The organism is Candidatus Pantoea formicae (assembly GCF_011752625.1).
GTDB classification, from domain to species: Bacteria; Pseudomonadota; Gammaproteobacteria; order Enterobacterales; family Enterobacteriaceae; genus Pantoea; species Pantoea formicae.
Window position 1 is genome coordinate 66293 of the sequence record NZ_VWXD01000016.1, and the last position, 22233, is coordinate 88525.

Consider the following 22233-nt stretch of genomic DNA (forward strand, 5'->3'; position numbering starts at 1 on the left):
ACTTAGCAGTGGGATGAATGCACGCCGCCTTATACACTCTCACACATGCGCTCTTGTGTTGCGGCTGATGTTCAGTGGCCTACCAAACCATCTGCGTAAAAAAGCCCCGGCGCAGGGGCAGACATGTACCGCGAATATCTTTTTGCAGATTACGGGGTGGAAATCCTCACCGTAGAACGATACTCCGGGTGAAGCCAAACGGCAGCCACAAAAAACCGGCGCGGTGGATTTGGATGAGGCAATGGCCTCACTAGAAGGCATTGAAGCAATATCGTGTGGCGGTAAATCGTATTGATGCCAATATGGCAGATTATATCACATGGCCTGAGCAGCCTTCCTGATATGGATATATCATTTAAGCGATAGGTTCTGCGGTTTTTGTGCATGATCCATCGCTTTTTGGTGCGGGAATTCTTGCCGAACTACACTCTTTGAGCAGCATGAACTTTTAAGGTTAAGCGCTCAAGCTTAGCCAGGTTGTTGATCCTGAAGTGACTGACGGACTTTGTCTCTCACCAACTTCAAAAAGTCAGCTGGTGTAGTATTCCATAATGCTGGATCAAAATCGTGCTGATATCGGTCGTGAAAATCCTTTTCCAGGTCGTCACACTCAGCGAGAAAAAGGTCGATATCATCAATTAGGCCGTGCCGCAATGCGTAATGGGTATCTGCAATGAATGCGTCAATTTTAGGTTCAATTTCATCACTGTCATCAATAAGATCGTAATCCTGCCCGAAATAAACAGTAATAAAACAATTCAGCTCATTCAGATTTATTTTTTCCATAATTATGCCTTCGGAAATGCTGTGAGCACAAAATAAGGTTTTCCATGCCATTGCTGGAAACGGATGACAATACGAACTTTAAAACATGCTGTCACTTTCGTTGATCCCCTTATGACAAGGATACCAGTCTGGTGTGCAAATACACGCTCTAGTTCCATTTTTGCATTCATGCCGGGTGGCAGGTGCTTTACCCACATTTCGATCTGATTTCTATTATCACTGAGCACTTTCGAAATGAGTTGTTCAGCTTCACGGGTAGATCTGAAACTACTCGTCTCTGTCAGTGCAGCTCTTCTTGACAGCCGTGCCTGAAGTTCTTCCAGGGTTTTGCCAATATGCCTTTCAATAGTGTGTCCTCCCCCCGCACGTCCTGCCATAGCCTCATGCTCAGCGAGGCTAATCCTGCCACTTCGTATTGCAGCCACCCGAACAGCTCCAATCGCAAAAGCAAATCCCATTGGTATAGCCAGATCAACGGTAAATCCCACTTTCATTGCTGTGTCTTTGTCTGCACCCAGCGTTTCAGCTAATGCAACTGCTGAATTATATGTATCGGTACTAACCTGTCGCCCTGTCCAGACCTGCCGCACTGATGCTTGGATGGTATCAAGGCTATGGGTACCTACAATCACACAACCGGCTTTCGTTAGCATCGTCGGTTCAGGGACGACGCACATCGCACCGGCTCCAAACATTTCGACCACACCCCCAGCGAGCCCAAGCCCACCAAATAGTCGGTTACTAAGGGTTTCGCCTTCACTTATGCTTTTATCGGAAAGTACTGCCGCTAACTGGACTGGGGATATAGCAACTTTTAAACCGTTATCGTCATTCACAATTGAGCGTTCCATTGCTACTGAATCATCATTCGTGAGGCAACTTTAGACGGTGAGTCCGGAATAAAAAATGAAAAACGATGAATTAACCGAGGCGAGGGGATGAGTGTGCATGGGGAAGAGTTAGCGACTTAGTCCGTTAAGCAGTATTTTTTGTGTTGCGAACGGCGGATAGGAGAGCGCCAATCTGTCTGAAGGAAGAAACACGCAGCACAACACGGTATTACAATTAGTTGTTATATATGGTTAAAAATGGACGTGTTACACATATCAAAATTGATGCATTTCGCAGTGATGAGTAAAACCATGATAATCGCTAACGTGGTTCAGGAAGGCGCGCACCTTACCATAAAACGGGATTTATCGTTCGTTGGATAACTTGTCCTGGATCAAACAAAGCCGTGAATCTTGTCACTGAAGCATTATTCATTGGTAAGTGATGAAAGTTTGATAGTGCGTGGGAATTATCCGAGTTATCATTTTGTGCTGATGATGATCAGCAAAAATGCTTGTCCTATAGGCATGAAAAATAATAACGGCGTGAAGAATATCTTTTCAAAACAGACTTGTATCAATTGCGGCACCGTACGCGGATTCTGGACTCGGCTCATTTCCACCGATCGATGCCTCTGCGAAGAATGTTTGCATCTGCTGCAGCGTGACAGCCGTGAAGCCTGTCGCCAGGCGATGGCAAACCATGACAAAAAGGCCGAATAACGGCCTTTTTTATTGGCTGTTAAACCAGCTTTTTCACCAGCTCTTCACTGTGGCGAATGTGGCTTGAGGCGCGTTCCGGATCGTTCTGTACTAAAGCCATGAACAGCAGGTCGGTGAGTGCCAGTTGCGCGCTGGTCGATGAGATGGCTGCACTGCGTGTGCTCTGTTCCTCAGCCACGGTATAAAGGCAGATTGATGCACACTGCTGCAACGAGTTTGGCGTGAATCCAGTAAACGCCAATACATCGACACCCAACTGGGCTGCTTCCTGCGCCGCAAGGTTAATCTCACGCCGCTCGCCAGTGTAGGAGATCGCCAGCAGTACATCGCCTGGCGCCATGGCCTGCACGCTGGCTAACAGCGCATGCATATCCTGCTCGGCAACTGCGTTAATACCGATTTTCATCAATTTCCACGAAAAATCTTTGGCCACTAAACCCGACGCACCGATGCCGACCAGCAGGATACGGTTGGCATTTTTTAACAGGTGCAGCGTTTCCAGCAGTTTCTCTTCGCTATTGATATCCAGCGTGGCGCGGATCGCAGAGATCTTCTCCGTCAGTAATTTTTCACCCACCACTTTGAGCGGATCATCGCTGAGAATGTGGTTATGGACGGTAATGGCGTCACGATCTGCCAACGATTCGCTCAGCGCCAGCTTCAACGCCGGAAAACCTTTATAGCCCAACTTTTGGGCGAATTTCACCACGCTTGACTGGCTGACACCCGATTCCTCAGCCAGTTTTTGTGAACTCAGATGCCGTGCCCGATCCGGCTGCGACAGCAAAAAATCCGCCAGCCGACGCTCATTCAGCGCCAGTCGAGGGTAGAGCTGGCGAATTCGCAGCAATGAACTCATGTTCGATCCTTAATCCAACTATTCCCGGTTGAGCTTAGTCTCTTTTCGCGCCATCACTCGTTAATGACAGCACACCGACACAGAGAATAAACTATTCAGCTGGCATTGTAGTCATTGGAATTAAAAATGACTGCTTTCGCCTCCGCTGATGAAGCTGGCTACACTGTAGGGCAAGCCGTAGAGTTGAAAGGATAGATAAGGAGTGGAGTTTGACAAAGGGTACGCAACGCCGCGTGGTTTTTTTTGATCTGGATGGCACGCTGCATCAGCAAGACATGTTTGGCACTTTTATGCGCTATTTGTTGCGCCGTCAGCCGCTCAATTTACTGCTGGTGGTGCCGCTGCTGCCGGTGATCGGGTTGGGAATGCTGGTAAAAGGACGTGCAGCGCGCTGGCCAATGAGCCTGTTGCTGTGGGCCATTACTTTTGGTCATAGCGAACCGCGCCTACGTCAGCGTGAAGCGGAGTTTGCCGCCTGGTTCCGTCAGCGAGTGACGGCATTCCCGGTCGTGCAGCAGCGCCTTACCGACTATCTCAGCAGCGATGATGCCGATGTCTGGCTGATCACCGGGTCACCGCAGTCGCTGGTAGAGCAGGTGTACTTCGATTCCGCCTTTCTGCCGCGCGTGCAATTGATTGCCAGTCAGATGCAGCCAGGTTTGGGTGGACGGGTGCTGGCGATGCGCTGTCTTGGGCATGAAAAAGTGGCGCAGCTCGAAGAGAAGATCGGTACACCATTGCAGCTCTACAGTGGTTACAGCGACAGCAAGCAGGACAATCCGCTGCTGTTCTTCTGTCAGCACCGTTGGCGCGTCACGCCACGCGGTGATCTGCAACAGCTGGAGTGAATCACACAGCGATTCCGTCTATAATGCGCCGCCTTTTCTATCCGCAGGAGTTGTCCGGTGAACCCACAAACTGATGAATTTTGGATGCGTCATGCGCTTGAGCTGGCGCGGCGCGCGTGGGATCAGGGCGAAGTGCCAGTGGGAGCCGTGCTGGTGCAGGGCGATAAAGTCATTGGCGAAGGCTGGAATCGCCCAATTGGACAGTGCGATCCCACGGCGCATGCTGAAATCATGGCGCTGCGGCAGGGCGGTAAAATCCTCGAAAACTATCGTCTGCTGGATACCACCTTATATGTCACGCTGGAACCCTGTGTGATGTGCGCCGGTGCGATGGTGCACAGCCGCATCACGCGACTGGTATATGGCGCGAAAGATGAAAAAACCGGTGCGGCAGGATCGTTGTTAGATGTGATTGGCCACCCTGGCATGAACCACCAGATTCAGATTGATTGCGGTGTGTTGGCAGAGGAGTGCGCCGGGATGTTAAGTGATTTCTTCCGCATGCGTCGCGAGCAAAAGAAAGCGCTGCGTCAGGCGCAGCGCGAAGGTTAATTCATCGCAATCTTGGGTTCGACCGCCGGGTAGCCGGCGCCTAACTCGGCTTCCAGCGCAGACTGCTGCGCGAGCCGCTTATCCTGCTCTTGCAAATATCCCACCAGGCTTATCTGATACTTACGGATGTTTTCCACGTAATTGTAGGCTTCATGGCCGCGCGCATAGCCATAGGTGGTCTGCGCATAGTAGCGCTTCTGGCTCAGCATCGGCAGGCGTAATTTCACATCGGCCCAGCTATCCGGATTACCGCCCTGTTTCGCAGTGAGCTTGCGGACATCTAACATGTGCGCATAGCCCATGTTATAAGCCGCTAGCGCAAACCAGATGCGCTCATCATCAGGAATGGTATCCGGAACTTTCTCCATCATCCGTTGCAAATACTCGCTGCCGCCACGAATGCTCTGTTCCGGATCGAGGCGATCATTCACATCAAGACTGTCTGCCGTGTTGCGTGTCAGCATCATCATACCGCGCACACCGGTAGGTGAGGTCGCCTGCGGATTCCAGTGCGATTCCTGATAGGAAATCGCCGCCAGCAGGCGCCAGTCCATGCTTGCAGCGTATTTCTCGAACAGCGGCTTGATATCCGGCAGGGTGTTGTCGATAGCGCGCAGGAAAGTGCGGGTATCCACGTAATCGAAGGTGCCCACGTGGCCGAGATACTTCTCTTCCAGACGTGCCATCGCGCCTTCTTCACCCATTTGACTGTAGAAATCGAGCATCGCCGCATTCAGGCTGTCATCATCATTACGCGGCAAGTACCAGGTCACCGGCTCTTCATCGGTCACGTCAAACGCCACAGCCAGTTGCGGATGGATGCGTTGGAGCAGGCCGATGGTGACAGAATCGCCCACCGTGTAATCCAGCTTGCCGTCGGCGACGGCTTCCAGTAGCGCTTTTTGCCCCTGATCGGTGGAAATCGCCCAATCGAGATCGGGATAGCTGTCAGCTTTGGCGGAACGTAAAGTTGACAGATATGCCGAACCGGACTGCACAATCAGGCGGCCTTTGAGATCGCCGAGATTCTTCGGCCGTGGTTTATCAATGCGGTACACCAACTGCTGCGAAACGGAGTAGTAACTCGGTCCACTTTGATAGTGGGCAAGGCGTTCACCGTTGTAGATCAGTCCAGCTGCGAGCAAATCCGCTTTACCATCATCCAGATCGTCAAACAGATCGCCGAGGTTAGGACGCACCGTGACCTCAAGTTTGACGCCAAGATAATCGGCGAAGCGTTTCGCCAGCTCGTAATCCATACCGGCTGGTGCATTGTTGATGGTGTAATACGTCAGCGGGGAGTTAACGGTACTGATGCGCAGCACTCCACGTGATTTGATCTGTGATAGCGCGTCTTTTCCGCCCCCGTACCAGGGGATGGAAGGCCACAGTGCCAGCGCAAGCAGCACGGTGATCAGACCGATAAACAGATAGTTTATTTTCAGGCGTTTCAAATAGTTGTCTCGTAATGGCTCACAGGCCTCTGTCTTTTAAAAGGCAGTATTTATGTTGTTTTCACTCCCAGAGCGATGGGCATTTTGCGCAACAAAGCGCAGCAGGGCAACTTATATAGCAAGAATTGTGCAAAATTCAGCCAAATGCTGAGTGCCAGATTTTATGCGCAAACGGTTTCGTTACCCGCGCGCTTTCTCTATAATACCGCCCGTTTTCCCCTGTTGCGCCCAATGAAGCGTCGCCCGGCGCTTCAAAGACGAGAGATCTTTGATGATGGAAATTCTGCGTGGTTCGCCCGCTCTGTCGGCATTTCGTGTAAACAAACTGCTGACCCGCTTTCAGGACGCTCACCTGCCAGTGAGTGATATTTACGCCGAGTACGTCCATTTTGCCGATGTCAGCGCACCTCTCAGTGCGGATGAACACGCCCGCCTGCAGCGTCTGCTGAAATACGGTCCTTCTCTCGCCGAGCACGCGCCACAAGGGCGTCTGTTACTGGTCACGCCACGTCCTGGCACCATTTCTCCGTGGTCGTCTAAAGCCACCGACATTGCGCATAACTGCGATCTGCCTCAGGTGATTCGCCTGGAGCGTGGCATGGCGTTCTATGTGCAGGCACCACAACTGACCGAAGCACAATGGCAACAGCTGGCCAGCTTGCTGCATGACCGCATGATGGAAACCGTTTTTGCTGACCTCAATGACGCACAGCAGCTGTTCGCTCACCATGAACCTCAACCGCTGAAAAGCGTTGATGTGCTGGGGGCCGGCCGTGCTGCGCTGGAGCAAGCGAATACCACGCTGGGCCTGGCATTGGCCGATGACGAAATCGACTACCTCTTGGATGCTTTCACCAAGCTGGGTCGCAATCCTAATGACATCGAGCTCTACATGTTTGCTCAGGCAAACTCCGAGCACTGCCGTCATAAAATCTTCAACGCCGATTGGATTATCGACGGTGAAAAACAGCCGAAGTCGCTGTTTAAAATGATCAAAAACACCTTCGAACATAATCCTGAGCACGTGCTGTCTGCTTATAAAGACAACGCCGCCGTGATGGAAGGTTCGGAAGTGGGTCGCTTCTACGCGGATGCGCAGAAGGGCGAATATGCTTTCCATCAGGAAGATGCCCATATCCTGATGAAAGTAGAAACCCATAACCACCCCACCGCCATTTCCCCATGGCCGGGTGCGGCAACCGGTTCTGGCGGTGAAATCCGTGATGAGGGTGCAACCGGACGTGGTGCGAAACCAAAAGCGGGCTTAGTCGGTTTCTCCGTGTCGAACCTGCGTATTCCTGGCTTCGAACAGCCATGGGAAGAAGACTTCGGTAAGCCGGATCGCATCGTTACCGCGTTGGACATCATGACTGAAGGCCCGCTGGGCGGCGCGGCTTTCAACAACGAATTTGGTCGTCCTGCCCTGAATGGTTACTTCCGTACCTACGAAGAGCGCGTTAACAGCCATAATGGCTCAGAACTGCGTGGCTACCATAAGCCAATCATGCTGGCGGGTGGTATTGGTAACATTCGTGCCGACCACGTGCAGAAAGGTGAAATCGTTGTGGGCGCGAAACTGATCGTGCTCGGCGGCCCTGCCATGAACATCGGTTTAGGCGGCGGTGCGGCTTCTTCGATGGCGTCTGGCCAGTCTGATGCTGACCTCGATTTTGCTTCTGTACAGCGTGACAACCCAGAAATGGAACGTCGTTGTCAGGAAGTGATTGACCGTTGCTGGCAGCTTGGCGAAGCCAACCCAATTCTGTTCATTCACGATGTGGGTGCTGGTGGCCTTTCTAACGCCATGCCAGAACTGGTGAGTGATGGCGGCCGTGGCGGTAACTTCAACCTGCGCGACATCCTCAACGATGAGCCAGGTATGAGCCCGCTGGAAGTGTGGTGTAACGAATCTCAGGAACGTTATGTTCTGGCCGTTGCGCCTGCGCAGTTGGCGCTGTTTGACGAGCTGTGTAAGCGTGAGCGTGCGCCTTATGCGGTGATTGGTGAAGCCACCGAAGAGCTGCATCTGAACCTCGGTGACAGCCACTTCGACAACAACCCGATTGATATGCCGCTGGATGTGCTGCTGGGCAAAACGCCGAAGATGACGCGTGATGTTGCCACTCAGCAGGCCAAAGGCGATGCTCTGGTGCGTGACGGTATTACCGTTGCTGATGCGGTGAATCGTGTACTGCATCTGCCAACCGTGGCAGAGAAAACCTTCTTGATCACCATCGGTGACCGCAGTGTGACCGGCATGGTCGCGCGTGACCAGATGGTCGGCCCATGGCAGATCCCCGTCGCAAACTGTGCGGTGACCACCGCCAGCCTGGACAGCTATCACGGGGAAGCCTTCTCACTGGGTGAACGTGCGCCAGTGGCCTTGCTGGACTTCGCTGCCTCTGGCCGCCTGGCCGTGGGTGAGGCGCTGACCAACCTGGCAGCCACCTCAATTGGTTCGCTGCAGCGCGTGAAGCTCTCGGCTAACTGGATGGCCGCAGCTGGTCACCCAGGTGAAGATGCTGGTTTATATGCTGCCGTCAAAGCCGTGGGCGAAGAGTTGTGCCCAGCGCTGGGAATCACTATCCCAGTGGGCAAAGACTCCATGTCGATGAAAACTCGCTGGCAGCAGGGTACCGAACAGCGTGAGATGACGTCGCCGCTGTCGCTGGTGATCACCGCATTTGCTCGCGTCGAGGACGTGCGTCGTACCGTGACGCCTCAGCTGCAAGCAGACCAGGATAACCTGTTGCTGCTGGTTGATCTGGGCAATGGCGCGAACACCTTGGGTGCGACCGCACTGTCTCAGGTTTACCGTCAACTGGGCGACAAGCCTGCTGATGTGCGCGATGCGTCACAGCTGGCAGGCTTCTTCAATGCTATTCAGGCGCTGGTGGCTGAGCAGAAACTGCTGGCTTACCATGACCGTTCTGATGGTGGATTGTTGGTGACGCTGGCAGAGATGGCCTTCACGGGTCACTGCGGTATCGAAGCGGATATCGCCGCACTGGGCAGTGATGCACTGGCAGCCCTGTTCACTGAAGAACTGGGTGCCGTGATTCAGATTCAGGCCGCAGATCGTGCAGCCGTTGAAAAAGTGTTTGCCGACCACGGCCTGAGCAGCAACGTGCATGTGATTGGTAAAGCGTTAGCGGGCGATCGCTTTGTGATTCGTTCTGGCGACAGCGCGGTGTATAGCGAAAGCCGTACCACGCTGCGTACCTGGTGGGCAGAAACCACCTGGCAGATGCAGCGCCTGCGCGATAATCCAGCCTGTGCCGATCAGGAACATGAAGCCAAGAAAGACGATAATGACCCAGGTCTGAACGTCCATCTGACCTTTAAGCCTGAAGAAGATGTTGCCGCACCGATGATTGCTACTGGCGCGCGTCCACGTGTTGCCGTGCTGCGTGAGCAGGGCGTCAACTCCCATGTTGAGATGGCGGCTGCCTTCCACCGTGCGGGCTTCACCGCTGTCGATGTGCACATGAGCGATCTGCTGGCAGGCCGTCGTGGTCTGGAAGAGTTCCAGGCATTGGTGGCCTGTGGTGGCTTCTCCTACGGTGACGTGCTGGGCGCAGGTGAAGGTTGGGCGAAGTCGATTCTGTTCAACAGTCGCGTGCGCGATGAGTTCGAAAACTTCTTCCACCGTCCGCAGACACTGGCGCTGGGTGTGTGTAATGGCTGCCAGATGATGTCGAATCTGCGTGAGCTGATTCCGGGTAGCGACTTGTGGCCACGCTTCGTGCGCAATCAGTCAGAGCGTTTTGAAGCGCGCTTCAGTTTGGTTGAAGTGGCGGCTAGCCCATCACTGCTGCTGGACGGCATGGCCGGTTCTCATATGCCAATCGCTGTCTCGCACGGTGAAGGTTTCGTGGAAGTCCGTGATGCTAACCATCTGGCACAGCTGGAAAGCAAAGGTCTGGTGGCTCTGCGCTTCGTGGATAACTTCGGTAAAGTCACCGAAAATTATCCTGCGAACCCGAACGGCTCGCCAAACGGTATCACTGCGGTCACCAACGAAAGCGGTCGCGTCACCATCATGATGCCGCACCCAGAGCGTGTGTTCCGTACGGTGAGCAACTCTTGGCACCCGGCAGAGTGGGGCGAAGACAGCCCGTGGATGCGCATCTTCCGTAATGCACGTAAGCAGTTGGGCTAAGTTTATCCCTCTGTAATGAGAAGTCGCCTGCGGGCGACTTTTTTTTACCTTTGAGATTCAGCATTTTGTTGCTGTCAGGGAGTGTCTAAAATTGGCGACAACAGAGGTTAACGAGTGTCGCCAAATGGTGACATATAACTCATTGATTTATAATGTCTCGTTTTTTGGATTTTTGAATCGTTGCTTATTAGCGACACTTTTATCAGACCAGCCGGTCCGCTTTTCCCTTATATCGCCTTTCCTCACCCGCATTACTCTGATAATTCAAGCTATTTCATTTTTGGCACGATAGTTGCTATACTAACTGCGTTGCTCATTCTCCTGTCTATGATTGCCCCGCATTGCGGTTGAGCTCATAAAATCTGAATGACGCACCAAACGGAGCCTGCCGTCCACCCAACCGATAATCGCTTGCTTTGCAACGTTATCAAGCATCGGACGCAACGTTGAGTTAGGCTCCACCTATTCTTACAGCGATGCTGCGGCGTCGCTCTCACGGCAGGCCAAAAGGCCTGCCGTTTTCATATCTCCACTTTCTTACCTACAGATACTTCGCTAGCATGCCTGCAGTTCACCTTGAAGGAAGCGCAGTTGTGAAGAAATGGCGTCTGTTTCCCCGGTCATTGCGGCAGTTGGTGCTGCTGGCATTTCTGCTGGTACTGTTACCGTTGCTGGTATTGGCGTGGCAGGCCTGGGAAAGCCTCTCAGCACTGAGCGACCAAGCGGCGGATACCAATCGTAATACTTTTACCGATGTACGTCGTAGCGAAGCCATGGCGCGTACCGCGCTGGAGCTGGAACGCAGCTATCGCCAGTACTGCGTATTAGGTGATGCCACGCTGCTGAAGTTGTACCAGACACAGTGGACACGTTACGGCCAAATGCTCACCAGCCACGCTGCCAGCTTGCCCGATCTTCCCTCCTTCAAAGTGCTACAGAATGCCCTGCCACAGTTGGCCAGCGTACAGTGCGACAACGGCAATCCCGTCACCAGCGCAGCAACGGCGCTGGAGCATTTTTCTGATGCCAACACGCAAATGGTGCAAGCCACCCGAGAAGTGGTGTTCTCACGGGGATTACAACTCCAACGAGAAATCGCCGATCGTGGTCAGTTCTTTGGCTGGCAGGCGCTGATTCTTTTCCTGATTAGCCTGGCGTTGGTGCTGTTGTTCACTGGCATGATTATCGGCCCGGTCAAGCGGGTTGAGCGTATGATCAATCGCCTGGGGCAGGGCAAGGCGCTGGGTGATAGCGTCAGCTTTCGTGGTCCGCGAGAAATCCGTTCACTTGGGCAGCGCATTGTCTGGCTGAGCGAGCGTCTGAGCTGGCTGGAAGCACAACGACACGAATTTCTGCGCCATCTCTCGCACGAACTGAAAACCCCGCTTGCCAGCTTGCGTGAAGGCACGGAATTATTAGCCGACCAGGTGGCTGGGCCGCTCAATGCGGAACAGCAAGAAGTGGTAGCGATTCTTGATACTAGCAGTCGCCATTTACAGCGTCTTATTGAGCAACTGCTTGATTACAATCGCAAGCTGGCGGATGGTCCGATGGCGTTGGAAGCCGTGGCGCTGACTGACATCATAAATTCAGTGGTTAAAATCCATTCGCTTCCGGCCAGCGCGCGTCAAATGACAACCCATGTTGATCTGCAGGTAGCACATTGCCTGGCGGAGGCCACGCTGCTGCAAAGAGTCATTGATAACCTATACTCGAACGCCGTGAACTACGGCAGCGAATCCGGTAACATCTGGCTGCAGAGCCAGCAGAAAGGCAACCAGGTGTGGATAGAGGTCGCTAATACGGGTACACCGATTCCGGTTGAAGAACAGGCGATGATCTTTGAACCCTTTTATCAGGGCAGCCAGCAGCGCAAAGGGCCTGTTAAAGGTAGCGGGCTGGGTTTAAGCATCGCTAAAGATTGCTTGCGCAGGATGCAAGGCGATTTGCAATTGGTGACGCGCAAGGATGCGGATGTCTGTTTTCGTATCATTTTGACTACCAGCGCCGGGAATGCCTGATTAATGAAACACGCTTTAGTAAAACTTTTTGGTTGCGCGTTGATGGCGTTAGGCCTCAGTGCCTGTCAAACCCCCTCATCGAGCATCACATTACACGATGGCAGCAACCTGGCTGAGCCAGAGGTGCGCCTGCCTGATTATCTGGCTACCGATTGCCAAAATGTCTGGAAGATTGCAACCCCAGCAGCCATGAGCAATCCGCTCTACTGGCAGCGCGCGATAGATTGTGCAGAGCGTCTGTCTCCTGCTGAAGCTCGTGCGGAAGCGCGCCGTTGGCCAGTACAAAACTGGGCCAGCGCTTTCAAACAAGGTATTTTACTGGCCAACGGCAACGTCACGCCAATTGAGCGCCGCCAATTTTTGGATACGTTGGACGGGTACAGCGCGAGCTACCCAACTGCAGTACGTCCTCTGTTACAGCTGTGGCGCAGCAACCAAGCGGCGCAGTTGGAACTCAGTAGCGAACGTAGCCGTTATGCCACATTGCAGCAAAGTAACGATGCTGAACTCGATAGCTTGCGCCAGCAGCAGACTAAATTGCGTCAGTCGCTGGAGGACACTCAACATAAACTTGAGCGTTTAACAGACATTGAACGCCAGCTGTCATCGCGTAAAGCCCCTGACAGCAGTGACGCAGCGCACGGTGCCAGCGATGCACAAAGCGAGGATCAGTAACCATGAAACAATCCGCACGCTTACTGTTGGTTGATGACGACCCAGGTTTACTGAAGCTGCTCGGTATGCGCCTGAGCAGCGAGGGTTATCAGGTAGCGACCGCCGCAAGCGGTTCAGAAGCACTGCGCCATCTGCAAAAAGAGAAAGCGGATTTAGTTATCAGCGATTTACGCATGGATGAAATGGATGGTCTGGCGCTGTTTGGTGAAATTCAGAAACGCCATGCCGGTTTACCGGTGATCATCCTGACTGCACATGGCTCCATTCCCGAAGCCGTATCTGCGACGCAGCAGGGCGTGTTCAGTTTCCTGACGAAACCGGTGGATCGTGATGCGTTATATAAAGCGATCGATGAAGCTTTGGCCCAGCGCGCTCCTGCCAGTGATGATGCCTGGCGCGAGGCGGTGGTGACGCGCAATCCACTGATGTTGCGCTTGCTTGAGCAGGCCCACATGGTGGCGCAATCCGATGTCAGTGTACTGATTAACGGCCAAAGCGGAACAGGCAAAGAAGTGTTAGCCCAGGCGATTCATGCCGCCAGCCCGCGCGCAACGAAAGCGTTTATCGCTATCAACTGTGGTGCGTTACCCGAGCAGCTGTTGGAATCGGAGCTGTTTGGTCATGCCAAAGGGGCTTTCACCGGAGCTGTTAGTGCGCGAGAGGGGCTGTTCCAGGCGGCAGAAGGGGGCACACTGTTCCTTGATGAAATTGGCGATATGCCGCAGGCGTTGCAGGTGAAGCTGTTGCGTGTCTTGCAGGAACGCAAAGTTCGTCCGCTGGGCAGTAATCGTGATGTTGATATCAACGTGCGTATCATCTCGGCTACCCACCGCGATCTGCCTAAAGCGATGGAGAAGAAGAGTTTTCGCGAAGATCTCTACTATCGACTTAACGTAGTGAATCTGAAGATTCCTGCCTTACACGAGCGTGCGGAAGATATTCCGTTGTTGGCGAATCATCTGTTGCGGCAGTCTGCTGAGCGGCATAAACCTTTTGTTCGCAGTTTCTCAGTCGATGCCATGAAACGGTTAGTGGGGGCAAGCTGGCCGGGTAATGTGCGCCAACTGGTCAACGTGATTGAGCAGTGTGTCGCGCTCAGTACCTCTCCGGTGATCAGCGAGGCGCTGGTTGAACAAGCGCTGGCGGGTGAAAATACCGCATTGCCGACATTTGTGGAGGCGCGTAATCAGTTTGAGCTGAACTATTTGCGTAAATTACTGCAGATGACCAAAGGAAATGTCACTAACGCCGCGCGTCTGGCTGGACGTAACCGTACTGAATTCTATAAGCTGCTGTCACGCCATGAGCTAGACGCCAGCGAATTTAAAGAGTAGTTTGCTGCGGCATATTTATTCATCAATTGACTACCCTAAAGCATTCGAGTGGCAACAAGGCGGCAAACCCTAATCCCGATAGGCTTAGAGAGTGATTCGGGTGAAAGAGAGCAGCCAATGCACCTGCAACTTGAAGTAGGACGGGTATATACTCACTGTATCCGTCCATCATGGAGGGAGTGAAAAAAGGATCTGTCATGAAAAAGATCGATGCAATTATTAAACCATTTAAACTCGATGATGTTCGCGAAGCGTTAGCGGAAGTCGGCATCACCGGGATGACAGTCAGTGAAGTGAAGGGCTTTGGTCGTCAGAAAGGCCACACTGAGCTGTACCGCGGCGCAGAGTACATGGTCGATTTTCTGCCAAAAGTGAAAATCGAAATGGTCGTCGGTGACGATATCGTCGACACCTGCGTTGAAGCGATCATGAAAACTGCTCAGACCGGTAAAATCGGCGACGGCAAAATCTTCGTCTTTGATGTGGCGCGCGTTGTCCGTATTCGTACCGGTGAAGAGGACGAAGAGGCTATCTAAGCCCCTCCATCACCCGCTAAAAGCCTGCACTGTGCAGGCTTTTTTGTTTACAGCACTTTATGTGGGCCAAAAACTTCGTAGTGAATGCGATCGGCAGTGATACCCGCATCAGTCAACTGGCGTGCGATAAACTGCATAAATGCGAGTGGGCCACATAGCCAGAATTGACGTTCGGGCTGATTTAATTCGCTCGAGACGCGAGCCAAATCCATCAACCCCTGCGCATCGTAACGGTCATTATCCGTGCTTTCCGGCTGGCGATACCAAATGTGGCTGCTGAAATGTGACAAGCGTGAACCCAAATCCTTCACCTCGTCAGCAAAAGCATGCTGCGAGCCATTTTCAGCGGCATGCAGCCAATTAACCGCGCCATCATGCTGCTGTTCAGCAAGGTTGGCTAGCATCGCCAACATAGGTGTTTGACCGACACCGGCGGAAATAAGGGTGACGGGAGTAGCGGGTTCGATTTGTAGATAGAAATCACCGGCAGGTGCCGCACACTGGATAATATCACCCACTTTCGCGTTGGCGTGCAGCCAGCCAGAGACGCTGCCGTGTTCTTCGCGCTTGACCGCAATGCGGTAGGACTGACCATTCGGCACATGCGTCAGGGAATATTGGCGATGTTGGATATTTTCGTTTCCTGCTGGACGCAGGCTGACAGCCAGATATTGCCCCGCTAAGAAATCTGCCACAGGTTGACCGTCGTTGGGTACCAGTTCGAAGCTTTTGATCACTGAGCTTTCCGCGTGGATGGCGCGGATACGGAAATCACGTGGCCCACGCCAGCCACCGACTTTTTCTTCAGAGGCCTGATAAATCGCCTCTTCACGTTGAATGAATACCCCAGCCAGCACGCCGTAGGCTTTACCCCAGGCTTCAAGGACCTCATCACCGGGGTTGAGCAGCTCTTGGATGGTCGCCAGCAGCGTTTCGCCCACGACCGCATACTGTGCGGGTTGAATATTCAGGCTGGTGTGCTTCTGCGCAATTTTCTCTACTGCAGGCAGCAACACCGCCAGATTTTCCAGGTTGCTGCCGTAGGCCACAATGGCATTGAACAGGGCTTCACGCTGATTGCCACTACGCTGATTGTTCATGTTAAACACGTCTTTCAGCTCAGGATGTTGAGTCAATAAACGTTGATAAAAGTGGCCAGTGAGTTCAGGCCCAACCTGAGCAATGGCAGGCAATGAAGATTTTACGGTAGCGATTGTTTGTGCATCGAGCATGGTGAATTCCTCACAGTGATTTTAAACATGTATTTTAAATGCATCTTATGATCGTTCATCTTGCCTGTAAATCCCCCCGTTTTGTTTGCGGGTTAAGCGATAAAGCTGGAATCTGGCCCACAAACCTGAAAAATTTTCCGCTTCAGATTGAGGAAATATCCTGTTTTGCAGGCTTGCAAAAAAGCGTAAAAAACCCGTTCCAGCGCCATGCCAATCGTTTGCGTAAAAAGAGCGGATTGACGCTACCGTCACCTGACAAAACCGTTTACACTGTTGGCCTTCGCCCCCTTGCCGGGGCCTAAACTGCCGTTAAAAAAGTTAGCTAGTCAGGAGATGCCGGATGTTAAAGCGTGATATGAACATTGCCGATTATGATGCCGAGTTGTGGCAGGCTATGGAGCAAGAGAAGGTGCGTCAGGAAGAGCACATCGAACTGATTGCTTCTGAAAACTACACCAGCCCACGCGTTATGCAGGCGCAAGGTTCACAGCTCACCAACAAATACGCGGAAGGGTATCCGGGCAAACGCTACTACGGCGGATGTGAATATGTTGATATCGTTGAGCAGTTGGCTATCGACCGCGCTAAAGCGTTGTTCGGTGCAGACTTTGCTAACGTACAGCCGCACTCTGGTTCTCAGGCTAACTTCGCGGTTTACACTGCGCTGCTGCAGCCGGGTGACACCATTCTGGGTATGAACCTGGCGCACGGTGGTCACCTGACCCACGGTTCTCCGGTTAACCTGTCAGGCAAACTGTACAACGTTATCCCTTACGGCATCGATGAAACAGGCAAAATCAACTACGACGAACTGGCTGAGCTGGCGAAAACTCATAAGCCAAAAATGATCGTAGGCGGTTTCTCTGCGTATTCTGGCGTGTGTGACTGGGCAAAAATGCGTGAGATCGCAGACAGCGTTGGCGCATACCTGTTCGTTGATATGGCACACGTTGCGGGTCTGATTGCTGCGGATGTTTATCCGAACCCAGTCCCTCATGCGCACATCGTGACATCAACCACCCACAAAACCCTGGCGGGTCCACGTGGTGGCTTGATTCTGGCGAAAAACGGCGATGAAGACCTGTACAAAAAACTGAACTCTGCGGTGTTCCCAGGTGGTCAGGGTGGTCCGTTGATGCACGTGATCGCCGGCAAAGCCGTTGCTTTCAAAGAAGCGATGGAGCCAGAGTTCAAAGCTTACCAGCAGCAAGTCGCTAAAAACGCAAAAGCGATGGTTGAAGTACTGCTGGAGCGTGGCTACAACATCGTTTCAGGCGGAACCTATAACCACCTGTTCCTGATCGACCTGGTGAGCAAAAACCTGACCGGTAAAGAAGCCGATGCCGCACTGGGTCGTGCCAATATCACCGTGAACAAAAACAGCGTACCAAACGATCCTAAGAGCCCATTTGTGACTTCCGGTGTACGTATTGGTACCCCAGCGGTCACCCGTCGTGGCTTCAAAGAAGCAGAAGTTCGCGAACTGGCTGGCTGGATTGCTGACGTGTTGGATAACATCAACGACGAAGCAACCATTGAGCGCACCAAGCAGAAAGTCCTCGACATCTGTGCGCGTCTGCCAGTTTATGCCTGATTTGGCATAACTCTGATGTGACAAAAAAGGATGGCGATGGCCATCCTTTTTTATGCGCGTGACCCATCCTAAATACCGTTAGCACATTTTCCGCGCACAGAGGAATGTGTGCAGAACCAGCAGGTTAAACGCACAGAGCGCGATGAGGTACACCTTGCTAGTGCAGCGTCTTTAACCTCTCCCGATGCGAAGCCTGTCGCATAACAAAAGATTTTCCCCGACCTTTCATTTCACTTTTGCTCAAGCCTCTGACAAAGTAGCGGCCCAACGGGCTGCGGGCGCAGCCGACATGCCTGCGGGAGGCAACATGACCATCGGATCGGCCAGATGGCTGGGACTCAGCTACTTCACCTATTTCTTCTGTTACGGCATCTATTTACCTTTTTGGAGCGTTTGGCTGAAGGGTATTGGTTTAGATGCGGAAAAAATCGGCCTGCTGCTCGGATGCGGTATGGTGGCACGATTCGTCGGCAGCTTGCTGATCGCCTCACAGGTAAAAAATCCCTCACAGTTGATTCTGGCGCTGCGTCTGCTGGCGTTGATGACGTGTTTATTTGCCTTGGGCTTCTGGTTTGGCGGACAGTGGCTATGGCTCTTGTTAGTGATGGTGGGCTTTAATCTTTTCTTCTCACCGCTGGTTCCGTTAAGCGATGCGCTAGCTGCAACCTGGACGCAGCAAATTGGACTGGCCTATGGACCGGTGCGGTTATGGGGATCGCTGGCCTTTGTCATCAGCTCTGCGCTAACGGGGATGCTGGTCAGCGCATGGTCTTCGCAGGCGATTCTGACGCTATTGAGTGTTGGGGTATTGATCATGCTCAGCGGCATGATGCTGACGCCAAAAACTCAGCCTCAGGGAGATGCACGGCAAGGGGCCAGTGGTGGTGGATGGTCTGCCTGGCGCGATTTGCTGAGAGAAAATGCCGTGTGGCGTTTTATGCTGTGTGTAACTTTGATGCAGGGTGCTCACGCAGCCTATTACAGCTTCAGTGCGATTTGGTGGCAGGAGGCAGGCTACTCCGCTTCGGTGATTGGTTATTTATGGTCGCTGGGGGTGGTCGCAGAAATCGTTATCTTTGCCCTCAGTCATCGCCTGTTCCGTCGTTGGAGCGCCCGCGACTTGTTGCTGCTTTCTTGCTGCTGCGCTTTAGTGCGCTGGGTGATGCTGGGATCCAGCACCGCACTGCCGCTGTTAATTACTGCTCAGATTTTGCATTGTGGCAGCTTCACCGTATGCCATCTGGCGGCCATGCGCTTTATAGCCGCACGTAAGGGTGCCGAGGTGATTCGCTTGCAATCACTTTACTCTGCATTGGCGATGGGCGGTGGGATCGCCGTAATGACAATGATCTCCGGTGTGCTGTTCACGCACTTGCAGGGACATCTTTTCTGGGTGATGGCGCTGGTGGCGCTTCCCGCACTGTTCCTGCGCCCGCGGGCTGCTTAAGCTTCTAACAACTGGCGAATACGCTGCTGCTGATGATAGCTGAGCGGCAGTTCAGCATGTATCAGCGGCGGTGAAAACAGCGGTAGGGACGTCGCGTAAGGTGTGATGACCAGCGCGACATCACGCGGGGCACCTTCACGCTGGAAATGCAGCATGTCCTGATAGGTGATATTGATCGGCAATAGCGTCATCTCGCGGATCTGCTGTTCCAGCAATTGTTCCAGCGCAGCATCTGCGCCCGTTAACAGCAGCACCTGCTTTTCCTGCAGTGCACTCTCTTGCATCAACCATGCACCAAACAGCACGGCCACCAAACTCACTTCCTCGGCACTGAATTGTGTGCCGAAGTCGCTGCTGAAGTGATACAAAGCGCGCTCAGTGGTGCGCAGGAGACGTGGGTAAAGCCGCGCCACATCCAGCGCGACACTGTTATCAATGCCGATGGAAAAGTGGCTGCGATCAAGCGCCTGCGCCAGATGGGTAAACAGCTGTAATTTCAACTGATGCTGATTCTTGATACGTGTCTGTGCCAACTGCTCGAAACGGGCAATCAGCGCTTCCACCGCCATCATTAACTTATGGGCCTGATCATTATCTTCGAGTTGCTGTCCATCTGGGGCGTGAATCAGGCTGAACAGCAGCGTCCAAAAGTCAGTTTCACTGACGTCTGGCACGATATGGCAGCGTTTCTGCCAATGGTGAATCACATCATCCGCCGCACCGCGCTCGATTTTCACTGCCAACCATGCGCGCTGCGCATCGCTGAAGAGCGCGTTTTGGCGTTGGCACAGCGCATATTTCATAAAGATTTGCAGGAACAAGCGGTCACGCGGACTGAAGTCGCGTGCCAGCTTAAGGCTACAGTGCTGAATCAGTGCCTGCAGATTGGTCTCATCCCACAGTGCTTTTTCGATATTAAGTACTTTAAGCCGTTGACGCAGCACCGGGGCAAAATGTTCGCAGACGAAATCCTGCGACAAGCGCAGCGCGCGTCGCAGCCAGTGGAGCAAGCAAAGCCGCCTGTCCAGTTCCGTCCCGTGTATGCGAAAGCTGCCATCGACCATCTGGTGTAGTTCCAGTTGATGGAAGCGCTGTATCTCATCACCGACATCCGCGATATCCTGTCGGGCAACGGCAGGATCGACGCCATTTAACTGGCAGAGTTTTTCAAGCGTTAGCGCGGGAGCGGGTAGAAACAGCAGCAATAGCAGATGGCAACGACGCTGGGAGCGGCTGAAGAGTGGTGCAGATGAAGGTGCAGAACTCATCAATAGAATTACCCGCAGGTCATTTTTGAGCTAAGAATAGCTAACTCCGCGCGGTAACCCTTCACTTTGTCGTGACTTTTGCTCAGAGCTTTTAGGCGGGTCACAGTTTTTCTGGACCAGTATAATCTTCACTTGAGAATTGTTACTTTATAACACATGAAAATTGCGCTCATTACTTTTACGCTATTGTTTAGCACGCTGGCTTGGTCCCATCCGCACAGCTTTATTGATATGAAAACCGAGTTCATCAGTGATAACCAACACCTGACAGGCATGAAGATGGTGTGGACCATGGATGAAATCACCTCGGCCGATCTGCTCTACGATGCGGGTAAGGCAAAACCGGGTGATGTGGTATGGAAAAAGCTGGCCGCGCAGGTGATGGCGAATGTGTTAGGGCAGCACTACTTCTCAGAAGTGTGGCAGGACAAAACGCGGGTGAAGTTTCTGAATTTACCCAAAGAGTACAACCTGTCGCGCAGCGGCAATAAAGCGGTGCTGGAATTTATTGTGCCCTTTGGTGAGCCGCAGTTGCTAAGCGCTAAACAGTATCGCATCCAGACGTTTGACCCGAGCTATTTTGTTGATATGTATTACGATAACCCACAGGCATTAACCATGGATGAGACCGTGAAAGCGCATTGCCAGATTGACTTACATACCCCGAAGCCAGACGACTCGCTCAAACAATACGCCCTGTCGCTGGATAAAGCCGATGCACCACCGGAAGATATGGATCTTGGTCAGCAGTTCGCACAGACGGTCACCCTCACATGTCATTAATGTCTTTGCCTTCCCGTTCACGCCGCTTATGGCCGCTGTGGTTATTGGCACTCGTGATGCTGGCTGCAGGTATGGCCCTGTGGCAACACTGGTCACAAATCTTGCTGCAGAGTGTGCTGTGGCAGAAAGTCCTGAACCGAGAGATGACGCAGTTGCTGCAGCAGGTCGCAGAACAACCTTTGCAAGCGGGTGTGACATTGATGCTGTTCAGCCTTGCCTATGGCGTGTTACATGCGCTGGGTCCGGGTCATGGCAAAGTGGTGATCAGTACCTTTCTGGCGACCCATCCCACTAAGCTGAAAACCAGTATGAAGTTGACGCTGCTGGCCGCACTGTTGCAAGGCGGCGTGGCGATTGGCCTAGTGACCCTGATGCTGGTGGTGTTGCAAACATCATCCCGCCAGATGCACCTTGGGAGCTATTGGCTGGAAAAGGGAAGTTACTCGCTGGTGATGGCGCTGGGTATCTGGGTGGGCTGGCGCGCGCTGCGTGCGCTCTATCAGGCGCTACGCCCCGTTGCACAGAAACTGCAGATTCATGCGATTCGCCCGCATCATCAGCACCATGCCGATTGCGGATGTGGTCATGCCCATCTGCCGAGCGCGGAACAAATGGAGCAAGCGGTGAGTGGCAAAACCCAGGCGTTGGTGGTGTTTTCCATGGGCATGCGTCCCTGCTCTGGCGCAATTATGATGTTGCTGTTTGCCAAAGTGATTGGCGTTTATGCGTGGGGCGTGGCATCGGCGATTGTCATGGCTGCGGGTACCGCAATCACGGTGTCGGCGATGGGGTTGCTGGTACAACGATCGCGTCGATTGGCCGAAAGACTGGGTGCGGCTAACAGCGGTACGCGCATGGCCAAGATTGTGATGCCTGCATTGGGATTGCTCGGGGGGTGCGTGCTGGTTCTGGCTGGATGGTTATTGTGGCAGAGCGCTCAACCGATGATGAGTAGCGGTTTACGTCCGTTTTAACGGCGAAAAAAAGGCGGATATGATATCCGCCTTAATGAGATGGTCACCTCCACCCTGTCGGGCGCTATGCTGACAGGGTGTTTTTCTTTCTGAAGGGGATCATCATGCAAAACGTATCGCTCATTGGTATCGATCTCGGCAAGCACTCATTCCAT

Annotated in this window: 20 protein-coding genes; 14 read left to right on the forward strand and 6 right to left on the reverse strand. The window is 53.0% G+C overall.

What is annotated here, in order from left to right:
* Positions 1 to 260: 260 nt before the first annotated feature.
* Positions 261 to 341: a tail fiber assembly protein gene (locus F3J38_RS28420; RefSeq protein ID WP_167143785.1), complete on the forward strand. Its 81-nt coding sequence runs from the start codon at positions 261 to 263 to the stop codon at positions 339 to 341.
* Positions 342 to 468: 127 nt separating this feature from the next.
* Here the strand turns inward: F3J38_RS28420 and F3J38_RS25490 are convergent, their stop codons facing one another.
* Together F3J38_RS25490 and F3J38_RS25495 are read right to left on the reverse strand one after the other, a co-directional pair.
* Complete coding sequence (locus F3J38_RS25490) at positions 469 to 786, reverse strand: contact-dependent growth inhibition system immunity protein (protein ID WP_167143729.1); 318 nt, start codon at positions 784 to 786, stop codon at positions 469 to 471.
* A gap of 2 nt (positions 787 to 788) precedes the next feature.
* Complete coding sequence (locus F3J38_RS25495; protein ID WP_205298408.1) at positions 789 to 1637, reverse strand: RNase A-like domain-containing protein; 849 nt, start codon at positions 1635 to 1637, stop codon at positions 789 to 791.
* A 393-nt stretch (positions 1638 to 2030) separates the two neighbouring features.
* Here F3J38_RS25495 and F3J38_RS25500 point away from each other — a divergent pair, with 393 nt between their 5' ends.
* On the forward strand, positions 2031 to 2339 hold the full coding sequence (locus tag F3J38_RS25500; RefSeq protein ID WP_167143732.1) for a hypothetical protein: 309 nt from the start codon (positions 2031 to 2033) through the stop codon (positions 2337 to 2339).
* A 19-nt stretch (positions 2340 to 2358) separates the two neighbouring features.
* Here F3J38_RS25500 and F3J38_RS25505 read toward each other — a convergent pair whose 3' ends face one another.
* Positions 2359 to 3198 carry a MurR/RpiR family transcriptional regulator gene (locus tag F3J38_RS25505; RefSeq protein WP_167143735.1) on the reverse strand — a complete coding sequence of 280 codons (840 nt, stop codon included), beginning with the start codon at positions 3196 to 3198 and terminating at the stop codon, positions 2359 to 2361.
* A gap of 209 nt (positions 3199 to 3407) precedes the next feature.
* Here F3J38_RS25505 and yfhb point away from each other — a divergent pair, with 209 nt between their 5' ends.
* A complete protein-coding gene (yfhb, locus tag F3J38_RS25510) occupies positions 3408 to 4046 on the forward strand; it encodes a phosphatidylglycerophosphatase C (protein WP_167143738.1) in 639 nt (212 codons plus the stop codon).
* Positions 4047 to 4103: 57 nt separating this feature from the next.
* Positions 4104 to 4598 (forward strand): tRNA adenosine(34) deaminase TadA, encoded by a 495-nt coding sequence (tadA, locus tag F3J38_RS25515; RefSeq protein WP_167143741.1) that lies wholly within the window; start codon positions 4104 to 4106, stop codon positions 4596 to 4598.
* Here tadA and mltF read toward each other — a convergent pair.
* Positions 4595 to 6052: a membrane-bound lytic murein transglycosylase MltF gene (mltF, locus tag F3J38_RS25520; RefSeq protein WP_167143743.1), complete on the reverse strand. Its 1458-nt coding sequence runs from the start codon at positions 6050 to 6052 to the stop codon at positions 4595 to 4597. The genes tadA and mltF overlap by 4 nt on opposite strands.
* A 271-nt stretch (positions 6053 to 6323) precedes the next feature.
* Here mltF and purL point away from each other — a divergent pair, with 271 nt between their 5' ends.
* The 5 genes from purL (at position 6324) to glnB (ending at position 14780) form a co-directional block, all read left to right on the forward strand.
* Complete coding sequence (gene purL, locus F3J38_RS25525) at positions 6324 to 10214, forward strand: phosphoribosylformylglycinamidine synthase (RefSeq protein ID WP_167143746.1); 3891 nt, start codon at positions 6324 to 6326, stop codon at positions 10212 to 10214.
* A gap of 593 nt (positions 10215 to 10807) precedes the next feature.
* Positions 10808 to 12235: a sensor histidine kinase gene (locus tag F3J38_RS25530; RefSeq protein WP_167143749.1), complete on the forward strand. Its 1428-nt coding sequence runs from the start codon at positions 10808 to 10810 to the stop codon at positions 12233 to 12235.
* 3 nt (positions 12236 to 12238) lie between these two features.
* Complete coding sequence (gene qseG / locus F3J38_RS25535) at positions 12239 to 12910, forward strand: two-component system QseEF-associated lipoprotein QseG (RefSeq protein ID WP_167143752.1); 672 nt, start codon at positions 12239 to 12241, stop codon at positions 12908 to 12910.
* A gap of 2 nt (positions 12911 to 12912) precedes the next feature.
* Positions 12913 to 14244 (forward strand): two-component system response regulator GlrR, encoded by a 1332-nt coding sequence (glrR, locus tag F3J38_RS25540; protein WP_167143755.1) that lies wholly within the window; start codon positions 12913 to 12915, stop codon positions 14242 to 14244.
* A 197-nt stretch (positions 14245 to 14441) separates the two neighbouring features.
* Entirely contained in the window at positions 14442 to 14780 is a 339-nt protein-coding gene (gene glnB, locus F3J38_RS25545) for a nitrogen regulatory protein P-II (RefSeq protein ID WP_039329891.1), read from the forward strand.
* A gap of 47 nt (positions 14781 to 14827) precedes the next feature.
* Here glnB and hmpA read toward each other — a convergent pair whose 3' ends face one another.
* Entirely contained in the window at positions 14828 to 16012 is a 1185-nt protein-coding gene (gene hmpA, locus F3J38_RS25550) for an NO-inducible flavohemoprotein (RefSeq protein WP_167143758.1), read from the reverse strand.
* Between the two features lie 38 nt (positions 16013 to 16050).
* On the opposite strand from hmpA, the gene F3J38_RS25555 reads away from it, so the two are divergent.
* The 3 genes from F3J38_RS25555 (at position 16051) to F3J38_RS25565 (ending at position 19053) form a co-directional block, all read left to right on the forward strand.
* Entirely contained in the window at positions 16051 to 16314 is a 264-nt protein-coding gene (locus F3J38_RS25555; RefSeq protein ID WP_167143761.1) for a hypothetical protein, read from the forward strand.
* A 38-nt stretch (positions 16315 to 16352) separates the two neighbouring features.
* Positions 16353 to 17606, forward strand: a complete 1254-nt coding sequence (gene glyA, locus F3J38_RS25560; RefSeq protein ID WP_084936449.1) for a serine hydroxymethyltransferase — start codon at positions 16353 to 16355, stop codon at positions 17604 to 17606.
* A 307-nt stretch (positions 17607 to 17913) separates the two neighbouring features.
* Positions 17914 to 19053: a 3-phenylpropionate MFS transporter gene (locus F3J38_RS25565; RefSeq protein ID WP_167143764.1), complete on the forward strand. Its 1140-nt coding sequence runs from the start codon at positions 17914 to 17916 to the stop codon at positions 19051 to 19053.
* On the opposite strand, the gene csiE is transcribed toward F3J38_RS25565, so the two are convergent.
* The gene (gene csiE, locus F3J38_RS25570; protein ID WP_167143767.1) at positions 19050 to 20321 is read right to left on the reverse strand and encodes a stationary phase inducible protein CsiE; all 1272 of its coding nucleotides are present in this window, start codon (positions 20319 to 20321) and stop codon (positions 19050 to 19052) included. The genes F3J38_RS25565 and csiE overlap by 4 nt on opposite strands.
* Before the next feature lie 156 nt (positions 20322 to 20477).
* Between csiE and F3J38_RS25575 the strand changes: the two genes are divergently transcribed.
* Positions 20478 to 21104 carry a DUF1007 family protein gene (locus F3J38_RS25575; RefSeq protein ID WP_167143770.1) on the forward strand — a complete coding sequence of 209 codons (627 nt, stop codon included), beginning with the start codon at positions 20478 to 20480 and terminating at the stop codon, positions 21102 to 21104.
* On the forward strand, positions 21095 to 22078 hold the full coding sequence (locus F3J38_RS25580; RefSeq protein WP_167143773.1) for a nickel/cobalt transporter: 984 nt from the start codon (positions 21095 to 21097) through the stop codon (positions 22076 to 22078). Before F3J38_RS25575 ends, F3J38_RS25580 begins: the two co-directional genes overlap by 10 nt.
* The last annotated feature ends 155 nt before the right edge of the window (positions 22079 to 22233 follow it).